Consider the following 13,639-nt stretch of genomic DNA (forward strand, 5'->3'; position numbering starts at 1 on the left):
GTGGTGGTAGGGCGAGAAATGGCCATTCAACAGCGGACAGGCGCATGAGCGATCACGAACTTCCCAAAACCCGCGATGGCGAACCGCGTGCCTTTTTCGGGCGGCGGTCCGGAAAGACCCTGCATGGCGGGCAAAAGGCCCTTGTGGACGACCTGTTGCCACGGGTTGAACTGCCACTGGCTGACCACATTGATCCAAAAGAGCTGTTTCCCGATGCGAAGCGCATGGTCGTCGAAATCGGCTATGGCGGCGGCGAGCATCTGGCGCGCAAGGCAGCCGAAGAGCCGGAAACCGGTTTTATCGGCTGTGAAGTCTTCACTGGCGGCATTGGCAAGATGGTGCAGGCGATCGCGGCACGCGCGCTGGATAATGTGCGGCTCTTTACCGACGATGCGCTCAAGCTGCTGATGGTCATGCCCACCGCCTCGGTTGACGCTGTCTATCTGCTTTATCCCGATCCATGGCCCAAGACGCGCCACCACAAGCGCCGCTTCGTTTCGCCGGTCACCCTGGCGGAACTGGCGCGGGTTATTCGCCCCGGTGGCAGCTTTCATTTCGCGACCGATATCGAAGATTATGCCGACTGGACGCTCGCCCATATCGTGCGTTCTCCCGATTTTGAGTTTTTGCCCGATACGCCGGGTTCCTGGCATAAGCCCTATCCGGGCTGGCAGCCGACCCGATATGAGCAGAAGGCGCGCCGTGAAGGCCGCATGATCAGCTTTTACTTTTCGTTCACCCGGCGCCAACCCTGAGGGCAGAACAGCACGTTTCTTGACCGCCGGGGCTGGATGTCGGCGCAAATGACACCATATCGGGGTCTTGCAAGCCCAGGATAGCGTCATGTCCACCCAATTGCCGATCGACTCCCAGACCAATGAGATGCTGGAGGTGCGGCCGGGAAAGTGGACGCTGGTGGTGATTTCCGAACTACGCGATGGGTCTCGGCGCTTCAATGAACTGCGCCGCGCCATGGGCGGGATTTCGCAGAAATCGCTGACCACAACGCTGCGAGACCTGGAGCGGGATGGCTATATCTCGCGCAGCGCTTTCGCCACCATACCGCCGCGCGTCGATTACGCGCTGACCGCTCTGGGCGAGGAATTGCTGGAACTGGCCGATGGCTGGCGCCGCTTCGCCTTGCGCAACCGCGCCCATGTGGTGGCAGCCCGTATCCGTTTCGACGGGCTGGGAACCAGCGTTTCTATCCACATAGAAGAAGAATAGGGCGGTCTGCGTCAGCAGCCCACCCAATCACAACAAGGCTACGGGCGCCGCCCTGGGGCGGCGCCGTGCTCGGCCGGCACTAGAGGCTGACAGGGGACAGCGTGTCTGTGCTGTAGAACTGCATGACCGAACGACCTTCGGGGGTAACGACGAAGGCACGAACCAGATCGCCCCATTCTTCGGCTGCGGTGGCATTGATGCCCTGTTCCTGCAGGCGTGCCAGAGCCAGATCGGAATCGAAGCTGTCGGCAAAGGCCGGGGCAGCAGCGCCGACAAGCAGAGCGGCAGTGGTCAGGGCGATGACGCTGTTCTTGAACATGATGTGTTCCTTTCTGTTGAACGCACCAGAGATGTGAGCCGCCAAGATCACCCACAAGACGCTGAAAACTTGTTTTTGCCCCTTGAAAGCCGGTCCCTGTGCCCGAGGGTTTGTCTAAAGAAATCAAGGGCTTTGATGGAAACTTGGTTTCTCCGTGGAAACTGCGTATCGCCCCTGATACCGGGTACAGTCCGGCAGTTGGGTGGGGTGCGGCTGGGCTCCGCTCTTGCCTTTTGAACGCTTTGCATCTATATGAGGCGCACATCGTTGCTCTCATTCGAGAGTGGTGCCCTGACCGGCCCCGCTCTTTTTGTTTATACGGACCCTCATGGCTTTCGATATCGCCGAAAAGCGCTACATCAAGGAAACCGGGCTCGAAGCCCGCATCGCTCGCATTGTCGAGCCGGTGGCCAATGATCTGGGCTTTGCGCTGGTGCGGGTGAAAATCACCCCCGAAAACGGCTGCACGCTGCAGATCATGGCCGAAGATGAGCATGGCCGTTTCAACATTACCGACTGCGAGACCCTGTCCAAGGATCTCTCCCCGGTTCTGGACGTGGAAGACCCGATCGACCGCGAATACCATCTGGAAGTCTCTTCTCCGGGCATTGATCGTCCTCTGGTGCGCAAGCGCGACTACGAGCGCTTCCTGGGCCATGAGGCCAAGGTCGAGCTGCTCGACATGATCAATGGTCGCAAGCGTTTCCGTGGCGACATCCATGCCGTCGATGACGAGGGCGTCACCATTCGCCTGCCCGACGCGCCCGGCGGCACCGATCCCGACCACAAGCTGGCCTTCTCGACCATTGCCGAGGCCAAGCTGGTAATGACTGACAAGCTCATGGATCAGGCGCGCGCCGACCAGGAGCTGCACCCCATCGACGACGACGAGACCGAGACGGTCGAATATGCCGACGCCGACAATGACGATAACCTCCCCGAGGAGACCAAATAATGGCCGTTAGCGCGAACCGCCTTGAGCTGTTGCAGATTGCTGATGCTGTTGCCCGCGAAAAGTCGATCGACCGCATGGTGGTGATCGAGGCCATGCAGGACGCCATGGAGAAGGCCGCCAAGGGCCGCTATGGCGCCGAGACCGAGATCAAGGTGGAGATCAATCCGCGCTCTGGCGAAACCCGCATGTGGCGCCTGCTCGAGATCGTCGACTCCGTCGAAGAACCCTCCCGCCAAGTCAGCCTCAAGCTGGCCCAGGTCAAGAACCCTACCGCCAAGGTTGGTGACTTCCTCACCGAGCCGCTGCCGCCGATGGAATTCGGTCGTATCGCCGCCCAGTCCGCCAAGCAGGTGATCGTGCAGAAGGTGCGCGATGCCGAGCGCGACCGCATGTTCGAGGAATATACCAGCCGCGTCGGCGAGATCGTCAATGGCACGGTCAAGCGCGTCGAATATGGCAATGTCATCGTCGACCTCGGCCGTGGCGAAGCCATTATCCGCCGCGACGAGCTGATCCCGCGCGAAATGTTCCGCTACGGCGATCGCGTGCGCGCCTATATCTATGACGTGCGCCGCGAACAGCGCGGTCCGCAGATTTTCCTCTCACGCACGCATCCGCAGTTCATGGCAAAGTTGTTCATGCAGGAAGTGCCCGAGATCTATGATGGCGTGATCACCATCCGCTCCATCGCCCGCGATCCCGGCTCCCGGGCCAAGATTGCCGTGACATCGAACGATTCTTCGATCGATCCGGTCGGCGCCTGCGTTGGTATGCGCGGCTCTCGCGTTCAGGCGGTCGTCGCCGAATTGCAGGGCGAAAAAATCGACATCATTCCCTGGACCGATACCATTGCCGACCTCGTGGTCTCGGCGCTGCAGCCGGCCGATGTCGCCAAGGTGGTGCTCGACGAACAGGCCGAGCGCATCGAAGTCGTGGTTCCCGACGAGCAGCTCTCGCTTGCCATCGGTCGCCGCGGTCAGAATGTGCGACTTGCTTCGCAGCTGATCGGCTGGGATATCGACATCCTGACCGAGCAGGAAGAAAGCGAACGCCGCCAGAAGGAATTCACCGAGCGCTCGACCCTGTTCATGGAAGCACTCGACGTCGACGAGATGGTGGCCCAGTTGCTCGCCTCCGAGGGTTTCTCCTCGGTCGAGGAACTGGCCTATATCGAACCGGGTGAGATTGCCTCCATCGATGGCTTTGACGAAGAGACCGCCGGCGAAATTCAGAACCGCGCGGCTGAATACCTGGCCGAGATCGATCGCAAGTTCGACGAAGAGCGCAAGGCGCTGGGCGTCGAGGACGAACTCTACGAAATCGCCGGCCTCAATGCCGCCATGCTGGTGGCTCTGGGCAAGGACGAGGTGAAGTCGGTTGAAGATTTCGCCGGTTGCGCCGCCGATGACCTGGTGGGCTGGACTGAACGCAAGGATGGCGAAACCAAGCGCTACGAAGGGACCTTCAAGGACTTCCCCATCTCCCGCGAAGAAGCCGAGGACATGATCATGCAGGCCCGCATCCGGGCTGGCTGGATCAGTGCCGAGGATCTTCCGGCCGAAGACGATGTGGTCGAAACCGAGGAGGAGGCGGTCTAAGGACCGCCTTCCTTTGGGGCACCCGGCCTTGGCCCGGCGCGTGGACATGGTAAGGACTTGCGCTCTCACCCGGCAGGAAAAGCCGGTCGAGGATCTCGTGCGCTTTGTCGTCAGTCCGGACGAGACTATCGTTCCGGATGTGGATGCGCGCGCCGAAGGGCGCGGCGTCTGGATCAGCCTCAGCGAGGCTGCCGTGGCAGAAGCCGTCAAGAAGAAGGCTTTTGCGCGCAGCCTCAAGGCGCAGGTGAGCGTGCCCGAGGATCTGGCTGCGCTCACCCGGCTCCGGCTCGAGCAGCGCCTGCTTTCGGCGCTCTCGATGGCCAAGAAGGCCGGGCAATTCGTCTCCGGCGGCTCCAAGGTCAAGAGCGCCATCGAGACCAATCAGGTGCTGGCGCTGCTGACCGCCACCGACGCGGCCGAAGATGGTCGCAACAAGATGACCGGCTCCTTGCGGGCCCTCAACTATGCGCGGCGCGAAATGGGGCTTTCCGGCCCCGATGTGCCGCATTTCGAATTGCTCTCAAGTGCGCAAATGGGTTTGGCACTTGGGCTGGAAAATGTGATACATGCTGCCCTCATGACAGGGGCGGCAGCCCAATCGGCACTGGACAAGGCCATAAGGCTGGCCCGATACAGCGCCCAACCGATGGAAAATGACACCGACCGCGTCGCGGTAGACGGTGTGCTTTTGTCCGCGGAACACGACGAAAGACGATAGGACGATATGGCTGATAACGACGACAAGCGTTCCGACGATACCGGCGCCAAGAAGACGCTGACCCTCAAGGGCGGCCCCGCGCTGGGCAATCGTCCTGGCGGCATGTCTCGTGGACCTTCCCGCTCGACCGTGGTGGTCGAGAAGCGCACCCGTGTGGTGCCCAAGCCGGCCGGACAGGCCAGCCCGACCAATTCGCGACCAGGCGGGTCGTCCAGCCAGGGCACGCGCCCGGGCCAGGGCGGTCGTCCCGGCCAGGGTCGGCCCATGCAGCAGCAGAACCGTGCACCTCTGGGCCTGAGTGCTGCCGAGGCCGAGGCGCGACGCCAGGCATTGGCGCTTGCCGGCGCTCGCCAGGCAGAGGACAGCCAGCGTTTCGCCGCTGAAGAGGCGCGCCGCATCGAAGACGACAACCGTCGCCGCCAGGTGCGCGAGGAAGCCGCTCGTCAGGAAGAAGAACGTCGCCAAGCCGAAGAGGCGCGCCGCGCCGAGGAAGCAGTGGTGGCCAGCGCACCCGCGCCAACGCCCGAGCCAGAGCCGCAGGATGCCGCGCCGCGTACACCATTCGTACCCGCCAGCCAGCGTAATCCCGGCCCCTCCAGCGTGCGCACGGTTTCCGGTCGCCCGGGTCAGTCGGCTCGCCCGCAGCGTCCCGAACGTCCGACCGACAACCGTCGTCCGGAAGGCGATCGCGGCGCTGCCGGGGCTCGCCCGACTGGCGAACGTCGCCCCGCCGGCACAGCTGGTGCCCGCCCGGCAGGTGCAGCAGGTCGTCCCACCGGTGACCGTCGTCCTAGTGGCGCCGGCATGGCGCCGATCGGCAATGTGCCGCCCGCTCCGCCGAGCGAGGCAGATGGCCGTCGTACTCGCACCGGTGCGCCGCAGCAGCGTCCGACCACCGCGGCAGAGCTCGAAAATGCCCGCCGCGCCAGCCGTGCGCAGCCCGAGCGCCCGACGCGCCGCGCCGATGATGGCTCCGAACGCGGTCGCCTGACCGTTTCCAGCGCCACCACCGAGAACGATCGTGATCGTGGTCCCTCGCTGGCGGCCATGCGTCGTCGCCGCGACAAGAAGATGGGTCGTAACCAGCAGGATGCGCCCAAGCTCAGCCGCGAAGTCATCATCCCGGAAGTGATCACCGTCGCCGAACTGGCCAATCGTATGGCCGAGCGTTCCGTGACCGTGATCAAGATGCTGATGCAGCAGGGCCAGATGGCCACGATCAACGATGTGCTCGACGCCGATACCGCCGAGCTCGTCGCCACCGAGCTGGGTCACACCGTCAAGCGCGTGTCGGAAGCCGACGTCGAAGAAGGTCTCTACGACATCCCGGCCGACGACAAGGCCGAGGATCTGACCGATCGTGCGCCGGTTGTGACCATTATGGGTCACGTCGACCACGGCAAGACCAGCCTGCTTGATGCGATCCGCAATGCCAATGTGGTCTCCGGCGAAGCCGGCGGCATCACCCAGCATATCGGCGCTTATCAGGTCGAAAAGAATGGTGCCAAGATCACCTTCCTCGACACCCCCGGCCACGAGGCGTTCACCGCCATGCGTGCCCGTGGTGCCCAGGCGACCGACATCGCCATCCTCGTGGTGGCATCGGACGACAGCGTGATGCCGCAGACCATCGAGTCCATCAAGCATGCCAAGGCTGCTGGTGTGCCGATCATCGTGGCCATCACCAAGATGGACAAGCCTTCTGCCGATCCGCAGAAGGTGCGCACCGAACTGCTGCAGCATGAAGTGTTCGTGGAAACCATGGGCGGCGACGTGCTCGACGTGGAAGTCTCCGCCAAGACTGGCGAAGGCCTCGACAAGCTGCTCGAAACCATCCTGCTGCAGGCCGAAGTTCTCGAGCTCAAGGTGGCCCGCGATGGCCGTGCCGAGGGTCTGGTGATCGAAGCCAAGCTCGATCGCGGTCGTGGTGCTGTGGCAACGGTTCTGGTGCAGCGTGGCACGCTCAAGATCGGTGATATCGTTGTCGCCGGCACCGAGTTTGCCCGTGTGCGCGCGCTGATCAACGATCAGGGCGAGCAGGTCAAGGAAGCCGGCCCGTCTGTTCCGGTCGAGGTTCTCGGCTTCAACGGCGTTCCGAGCGCGGGCGACCGCTTCTCGGTGGTCGAGACCGATGCCCGTGCCCGCGAAGTGACCGAATATCGTCAGCGCGCCATCCGCGAAAAGACGGCCGGCGGCGGTGCCACCAGTCTCGAGCAGATGATGAACCAGCTCAAGATCGCCGGGATTTCCAAGTTCCCGCTGATCATCAAGGGCGACGTGCAGGGTTCTGTCGAAGCCATCGTAGCCAGCCTCAACAAGCTCTCGACCGACGAAGTGTCGGCTCAGATCCTGTTCTCTGGCGTTGGCGGTATCACCGAATCCGACGTGACCCTGGCTTCGGCATCCAACGCCATCGTCATCGGCTTCAACGTCCGTGCCAACAAGCAGGCCAACGACCTCGCCACCCGCGACGGTATCGAAATCCGCTACTACAACATCATCTACGACCTCGTGGATGACGTGAAGAGCGCGATGAGCGGTCTGCTCAAGCCAGAACGTCGCGAGACCTTCATCGGTTACGCAACCATCAAGGAAGTCTTCCAGATCACCAAGGTCGGCAAGGTTGCCGGTTGTCAAGTCACCGAAGGCATTGTGGAACGCGGTGCAGGCGTGCGCCTGCTGCGCGACAACGTCGTCATCCACGAAGGCAAGCTCAAGACGCTCAAGCGCTTCAAGGATGAAGTCAAGGAAGTCCAGGTCGGTCAGGAATGCGGCATGGCCTTCGAAAACTACGAAGACATTCGCGCTGGTGACCAGATCGAATGCTTCCGCGTCGAGACGGTGCAGCGCACGCTCTGATCGAGCGGCCTCAACGATACGCCTTTTGAAAGGGTGCGGCTGGTCCGCACCCTTTCTGTTTTGGCCCCATTGGCGCCCTCATCTGCGGTTTCTGTGTTGGCCGCATCGGCCGGGCTCTGCTAATCATCCCTCCGAAAACGATACCATCCGCGTTCTGGAGGACCCGACTTGGCCGCCATTGACCTCTCCGCTGCTCCCTTCAATCTCGACGAGACGGCCATTGCCTGGGTCAACCAGACCCGCGACGCCCTGTCGGCGCGCGACAAGCTGGCTCAGCTCTTCGTGCTGCTGTCCCGCGCCGCGCCGAACGAAGCGCTGGATGAGTTGCGCAGCTTCAAGCCGGGCGGCATCACGCGCATTTATTCCGGCGACCTCGCCGCCGAGATTGAGCTGATGGGGCAGATCGACCAGGTCGGTCCGGCACCGATGCTGGTCAGTGCCGATCTCGAAGGCAGCCGCATGAGCCTGCCTTTCGGCACGGAAGTGCCCAACCCGCTGGGCCTTGCGGCCATCGACGACGTCGAAACCACCACCGCCATCGCTACCATCATGGCCGAAGAAGCCCGCGCGGTCGGCCTCAACTGGAGCTTCACGCCGGTCATCGACATCAACAAGGCCTGGCGCAGCGCCATTGTCGGCACCCGCTCCTATGGCAGCGATGTCGATACGATCGAACTCCATGCCCTGGCCCAGATCGCCGCTTTCCAGAAAAACGGCGTTGCTGCCACGGTCAAGCACTGGCCGGGCGAAGGTTTTGACGATCGCGACCAGCATCTGGTTACCACGGTCAATCCGCTGACGCTGTCGGAATGGGAAGCGAGTTTCGGCCGGCTTTATCGTTCAGCCATCAAGGCTGGGGTGCTCAGTGTCATGTCCGCTCACATCGCCTTCCCGGCCTTTGTGAGCGAGCTCGACCCCGAGGCCGGCGCCGAGGCCTTCCGCCCCGCCTCGCTGAGCCGGGTGCTGAACCAGACGCTGCTGCGGGAGAGGCTGGGCTTTAACGGCCTCATCGTCTCCGATGCCACGCCCATGGCGGGCTTGGGGGATTGGGGGCCGCGCGACCAGACCTTGCCCGAAGTGGTCATTTCCGGCTGCGACATCATCTTGTTTTCCGATGACCCCAATGCGGATCTGATGCGGCTGGTGAAGGCCGTCGCCGATGGCCGGTTGAGCCAGGAACGGGTCGATGAAGCGGTGACCCGCGTGCTGGCGCTCAAGGCCGCATTGGGTCTGCACCGCGAAGATCGCGCTCAACCCAATCTCGATGGCGCCCGTGGCGTGCTTGCCAGCCCGGAAAACCTGCGCGTGGCACGCGAGGCAGCCGCCCGCGTTCCCACCCTGGTCAAGGACACAGCAGGCAATCTGCCGCTGTCCCCGGCTCGCCACAAGCGTGTCCTGGTGTTCTCGACCGGCGCCGTTCAGCCATTCGCCCCAAAACCCTTGCCACTGTCGCTACCGGAAAAGCTGCGCCAGGCTGGCTTTGAGGTCACCGAATTTTCGTCCGATGTGTCGGCGGACGCGAGGGATTACGATCTCGTCCTCTATCTGCTCGCCGAAGAGACGCTCCTGACGCGCAGCCGCATCTTCCTTGACTGGACGGGGCTGACCGGCAGCGTGTTCGGCGCCATGCATCGCTATTGGCACGAAGTGCCAACTGTGATGGTGTCGCTGGGCTACCCCTATTACCTCTACGACGCGCCACGGGTCGCCACCTATGTCAACGCCTATGGCTCAAACGAGGACATGCAGTCCGCAGTGCTCGCGGCTCTGCTCGGGCGGGCAGAGTTCGTCGGCAAGAGCCCTGTCGATGCCTTTTGCGGCAGCGACCAGGCGCGCTACTGATCTGTTTTAGGGACAGACCGGCTCACCGGCCTCCACAGTGAACTGGCGGGGGCCGACCCAGCCCTCGGCCTGCTTCTGCGGTGCATCGACGATCTTGAGCGCCAGCGTGCAGCCTTCGGCCTCGGCTTCGTAGCTGTCGGTTTCGACAAAGCGCACGGCGTCTACCGGTCGCGCAATGCCGAAAATCTCGACGGCTGTGCTCAGCACGGCTTCGAGCTCCGCCTGGCGCTGATATTGCGGCGCCAGCGCGGCGAGAGCCGGAGCGCTCAGGGCCAGGACCAGGCCGAGCGCGATGGGGATGGATTTCGTCATTATGGCTTCCCATATGTGGTTGAGACAAAGCAGGCGGTCGAGGGAACTTTCCACCTCTTGCCGCAATTGCAGCCTAGGTTAGTTTCGACCACTAAATCCATGCGAGGAAATCACGCAGATGATTCGCCGCCAAGCTCTTCTTCTCGGTGTCGCCGCATTTCTGGCTCCGCTGGTGCCCGCTCTGGCGCTCGATCGCGCGTTGACCCCGCAGGAGCAGCAATTGATCGCCGAGATCAATGCCCATAATTCCGCCATTCGCACCATGGCCGGGCGCTTCCTGCAGATCGACACCAATGGCGGTCGCACCGAAGGCACATTCTTTCTGGAGCGCCCCGACAAGGTGGCCTTTCGCTACGCGCCGCCCAGCCGCGAGGAAATCGTCTCCCAGGGCCGTGGCTTCTACGTGCTCAATCGGCGCGACGAAACCTATTACGCCTACCCGCAGGACACCATTCCGTTGCGCCAGTTCCTGGGCAGCGAAATCAATCTGCTCAATGCCAATGTGGTCAATGTCACCACCTCGGACGGCTATATCAGCATCACCGTGATCGACCGGACCGTGGCCGGCACCGTTCAGGTGTCATTGGTCTTCGATGTCGATACCAAGGAATTGGCGCAGTGGAGCCTGGTGGAGCCAAGCGGCTCGGAGCTGACCTTCTCGCTCTATGATGTGCAGCAGGGCATGGATATTCCCCGCGCCTTCTTCTCCATCCCCGCCACCTATAAGGGACTTGATCCTTCGACCCGCTGAGTGGGAAGAGGCGGTAAGAAACACCAAAGCCCCCGAGCCAGGCTCGGGGGCTTTGGTGTTTTCGGCGCCAGCGCAGGCACCGGACAATCAGTCGAATTCTTCGTTGGGATAGACGCCCCAGAGCTCTTCCTGGCGCACATAACCGGAAAAGGCCTGGCGTTCACCGGGCTGACCTGCCGCCACCGAACACCACTGCCCGTCGCATTCGTGGATGGTGACCTTGACCCCAGGCGCCAACCGCGCGCGGACCGGGCCGTCATCGGCGCGATTGGTGTGCATGGTCACTTCGCCATTGGCCATCAGCGGAGTGGCGTAGCCAGTGCGGGTGCCGATCAGCAGGTTCTGGTGCACCCAGCCCTCATCGCCCTCAACGTCTCGAATCTTTCGCCAGGTGTCGAATTCCTGGATGATTTCCACCGGTACGCCCGAAACCACAAAATTCCAGGCGATGTCATATTTGGTGCCGGGGCCGACGCGCACATTGATCGGGCTCGAGCGGGTGGACACGAAGCGGGGCAGGGGCAAGCCGCTGGCGCCCTCGGTCTGGGCATAAGCCGCAGCCGGAAGCTGCAGCGCAGCGGATGTGCTCAGGGCCAGAACGAGAAAAAAAAGCGCTACGGCGCGGCCTGGAAGGGCGGGCAGGACGAACATCACTTTGCAGACGGTAAAGATTTGCCCTATCAGTAGCGCATGATCCTTAATGGTCGCTGAAGGATCGGCTTCGTGCCGGCCCCGGCCAGCTCCATCGGTGCCCATGACATCCAGCAAACCCAAAATCCTGGTCACGCGGCGGCTACCCCAAAGCATCGAAGCCCGAATGGCAACCCTGTTCGAGACCGATGTCAACGAGGGCGATGCCACCCTGACCGGCGAAGACATTCTCGATGGCCTCGCCGGCAAGGACGTTCTGGTCTCCACCATCACCGACCGCATCGATGCGGCCCTGATCGCCCGCTTGCCCAAGAGCGTGCGGCTCATCGCCCAGTTCGGCAATGGCGTCGATAATATCGATCTCGAAGCGGCCTGGGCCGCCGGTGTCACCGTCACCAATACGCCCAGCGTGCTCACCGAAGATACCGCCGACATGGCCATGGCGCTGATGCTGGCTTTGCCGCGCCGGCTGGTGGAAGGCACGCAGATGCTGCTGCGCGATCGTGCCTGGGCCGGTTGGTCGCCGACCTCGATGCTCGGCCATCGTCTGCGCGGCAAGGCGTTGGGGATCGTCGGCATGGGCCGGATTGGCACTGCCGTGGCCCAACGAGCGCGCGCCTTCGGGCTCGCCATTCACTACTATTCGCGCAATCGCCGCCCGCCTGGGGTCGAAGAGCCGCTGGGTGCCACTTATTGGCATGATCTCGACGCCATGTTGGAGGCGGTCGATATCGTCTCCCTGCATACACCGCTGACCCGCGACACCCAGAACATTCTCTCCGCCGCACGGCTCAACCGCCTCAAATCCAGCGCCTATGTGGTCAATGTCAGTCGCCCCGAGCTGGTGGACGAACCGGCGCTGATCGCGGGTATCGAAACCGGTCGCCTGGCTGGCGCCGCGCTTGATGTGTTCGAGAACAAGCCCGGTATTAATCCGCGTCTTCTTGCCCTTGCCGAGGCCAATAAGGTCGTGCTCACCGCTCACATGGCATCAGCCACGATGGAAGCGCGCATCGAAATGGGCGAGGTAGTGATCGTCAACATCCGGACCTTCATGGACGGGCATCAGCCGCCCCACCGCATTCTGCCGGAAACGCCACTGCCGCGTGCCCTGCGCGCCTGACTGTTGCAGTAATTCCGCAAGTGAAATGGCTTCGCCGGCTGCGACATCTGTTTTCCTTGCATGGCTGGCCCATCCCTCCTAATCGTCGGCCAAGGCTGGAATCGTGGGGGCGAAGCATCCGGTCTCATTGTTGCGGCACGGCGAGCGCCGCGGTCCGGTTCGAGGAGAGCCCCTTGTTGCGTTTGAACGTTCTGCCTCTGATTGTCCTGCTCGGTCTGGTGACGCCGGCCGCGACATTTGCCGCCGAAGGCGATGCGGCGCCGATCAGCGAGGCAAACGGCCATCTGGTGCTCGAAGCGCTGGGCCATCAACTCGCTTTGCCCATGCCCGATTGGGTCGACCCGGCCTGGCGCGAGCGGGACGGCCTCTCGGCCTTGATCGATACCAATTACGTGACGCTTGATGGCCAAGCCGCCGTCAGCCTCTATCCCAAGGGCGAGGGCGAAGGTTTCTGGACCAAGCGCTATGGCGCCCGTATTCTCGACGATGCCTCGACAGCGCTCGTCGACTATCGCGATGCTGCCATTGATGCCTTCGCCACCACCTGCAAGCCAGGCCTGACTGGCTTCTTCCAGCTCGAGCCAGATGGAGCCGACCACTTGCCGCCGCTTGGCTTCGTCTGTGGCGGTTTCCTGGACGCATTACCCGGCTATCGCGGCAAGGGAGAAGTCATGGTCATGGGCTTCCTCAAATCACCGAACGGGCTGGGTGTGGTGTTCCAGGAATGGCAGGGAACTGCCTTCGATCCCGCTGATCCCACCAGCTGGCCGGTGGACGTACAGACCGTCGAAGCCCGCGTTGCCCAGTTCAAGACCGATGCCAGTCTCGCGGTCGTGGATTGACGGCGGCCCGGCAAGGCCCTAAGCCGCTGGCCCATGAAAAGAGATAACCCATCCACCGGCCCCAGCCAGCGTATGCTGCGTGTGGGGGAACTGGTCCGCCATGCATTGGCGGCGTTGTTCGCTCGCGGCGAAATCGAGGACGACGCCCTGCGCGGCACGGTCCTGACCGTCCCTGAAGTGCGCATGACGCCCGATCTCAAGCTCGCCAATGCCTATGTAATGCCGCTGGGCGGCAGCCATGCTGATGAAATCGTGGCGGCGCTCAACCGTCACCGCAAATTCATCCGGGGTCGTATTGCCCCGCAAATCGACCTCAAATATGCGCCCGAATTCCGCTTCTTCGTCGATGAGACGTTCGAGGAGGCTGGCCGTATCGATGCCCTGCTGCGCTCGGATCGCGTCAAGCGCGACCTCGATGAAGACGAGAACGGCGAAGACTGAC

Annotated in this window: 14 protein-coding genes; 11 read left to right on the forward strand and 3 right to left on the reverse strand. The window is 62.7% G+C overall.

What is annotated here, in order from left to right:
• Positions 1 to 44 precede the first annotated feature (44 nt).
• The gene (gene trmB, locus BGO80_RS11300) at positions 45 to 755 is read left to right on the forward strand and encodes a tRNA (guanosine(46)-N7)-methyltransferase TrmB (protein ID WP_286721558.1); all 711 of its coding nucleotides are present in this window, start codon (positions 45 to 47) and stop codon (positions 753 to 755) included.
• 88 nt (positions 756 to 843) lie between these two features.
• Entirely contained in the window at positions 844 to 1,227 is a 384-nt protein-coding gene (locus tag BGO80_RS11305) for a winged helix-turn-helix transcriptional regulator (protein WP_286721559.1), read from the forward strand.
• A gap of 79 nt (positions 1,228 to 1,306) precedes the next feature.
• Here the strand turns inward: BGO80_RS11305 and BGO80_RS11310 are convergent, their stop codons facing one another.
• Positions 1,307 to 1,546 carry a hypothetical protein gene (locus BGO80_RS11310; RefSeq protein ID WP_286721560.1) on the reverse strand — a complete coding sequence of 80 codons (240 nt, stop codon included), beginning with the start codon at positions 1,544 to 1,546 and terminating at the stop codon, positions 1,307 to 1,309.
• A gap of 328 nt (positions 1,547 to 1,874) precedes the next feature.
• Here BGO80_RS11310 and rimP point away from each other — a divergent pair, with 328 nt between their 5' ends.
• From rimP to BGO80_RS11335, 5 genes are all read left to right on the forward strand, one after another.
• Positions 1,875 to 2,501: a ribosome maturation factor RimP gene (rimP, locus tag BGO80_RS11315; protein ID WP_126148728.1), complete on the forward strand. Its 627-nt coding sequence runs from the start codon at positions 1,875 to 1,877 to the stop codon at positions 2,499 to 2,501.
• The gene (gene nusA / locus BGO80_RS11320) at positions 2,501 to 4,099 is read left to right on the forward strand and encodes a transcription termination factor NusA (RefSeq protein ID WP_286721561.1); all 1,599 of its coding nucleotides are present in this window, start codon (positions 2,501 to 2,503) and stop codon (positions 4,097 to 4,099) included. The genes rimP and nusA overlap by 1 nt, the downstream gene beginning before the upstream one ends.
• A gap of 46 nt (positions 4,100 to 4,145) precedes the next feature.
• A complete protein-coding gene (locus BGO80_RS11325; protein WP_164550193.1) occupies positions 4,146 to 4,817 on the forward strand; it encodes an RNA-binding protein in 672 nt (223 codons plus the stop codon).
• Between the two features lie 6 nt (positions 4,818 to 4,823).
• The gene (infB, locus tag BGO80_RS11330) at positions 4,824 to 7,676 is read left to right on the forward strand and encodes a translation initiation factor IF-2 (protein ID WP_286721562.1); all 2,853 of its coding nucleotides are present in this window, start codon (positions 4,824 to 4,826) and stop codon (positions 7,674 to 7,676) included.
• A gap of 168 nt (positions 7,677 to 7,844) precedes the next feature.
• Positions 7,845 to 9,518, forward strand: a complete 1,674-nt coding sequence (locus tag BGO80_RS11335) for a glycoside hydrolase family 3 protein (RefSeq protein ID WP_286721563.1) — start codon at positions 7,845 to 7,847, stop codon at positions 9,516 to 9,518.
• Positions 9,519 to 9,524: 6 nt separating this feature from the next.
• On the opposite strand, the gene BGO80_RS11340 is transcribed toward BGO80_RS11335, so the two are convergent.
• The gene (locus BGO80_RS11340) at positions 9,525 to 9,830 is read right to left on the reverse strand and encodes a hypothetical protein (RefSeq protein WP_286721564.1); all 306 of its coding nucleotides are present in this window, start codon (positions 9,828 to 9,830) and stop codon (positions 9,525 to 9,527) included.
• 118 nt (positions 9,831 to 9,948) lie between these two features.
• On the opposite strand from BGO80_RS11340, the gene BGO80_RS11345 reads away from it, so the two are divergent.
• Positions 9,949 to 10,581: a LolA family protein gene (locus BGO80_RS11345; RefSeq protein WP_286721565.1), complete on the forward strand. Its 633-nt coding sequence runs from the start codon at positions 9,949 to 9,951 to the stop codon at positions 10,579 to 10,581.
• An 87-nt stretch (positions 10,582 to 10,668) separates the two neighbouring features.
• Here BGO80_RS11345 and BGO80_RS11350 read toward each other — a convergent pair whose 3' ends face one another.
• Entirely contained in the window at positions 10,669 to 11,367 is a 699-nt protein-coding gene (locus tag BGO80_RS11350; RefSeq protein WP_223214063.1) for an SH3 domain-containing protein, read from the reverse strand.
• Between BGO80_RS11350 and BGO80_RS11355 the strand changes: the two genes are divergently transcribed.
• The 3 genes from BGO80_RS11355 (at position 11,336) to rbfA (ending at position 13,638) form a co-directional block, all read left to right on the forward strand.
• Entirely contained in the window at positions 11,336 to 12,355 is a 1,020-nt protein-coding gene (locus tag BGO80_RS11355; RefSeq protein WP_126148735.1) for a 2-hydroxyacid dehydrogenase, read from the forward strand. The two genes, BGO80_RS11350 and BGO80_RS11355, sit on opposite strands and share 32 nt — an antisense overlap.
• Positions 12,356 to 12,537: 182 nt before the next feature.
• A complete protein-coding gene (locus BGO80_RS11360) occupies positions 12,538 to 13,197 on the forward strand; it encodes a hypothetical protein (RefSeq protein ID WP_286721566.1) in 660 nt (219 codons plus the stop codon).
• Positions 13,198 to 13,230: 33 nt separating this feature from the next.
• Positions 13,231 to 13,638: a 30S ribosome-binding factor RbfA gene (rbfA, locus tag BGO80_RS11365; RefSeq protein ID WP_126148737.1), complete on the forward strand. Its 408-nt coding sequence runs from the start codon at positions 13,231 to 13,233 to the stop codon at positions 13,636 to 13,638.
• Position 13,639: the final 1 nt, after the last annotated feature.

The organism is Devosia sp. 63-57, assembly GCF_001899045.1.
GTDB classification, from domain to species: domain Bacteria; phylum Pseudomonadota; class Alphaproteobacteria; order Rhizobiales; family Devosiaceae; genus Devosia; species Devosia equisanguinis.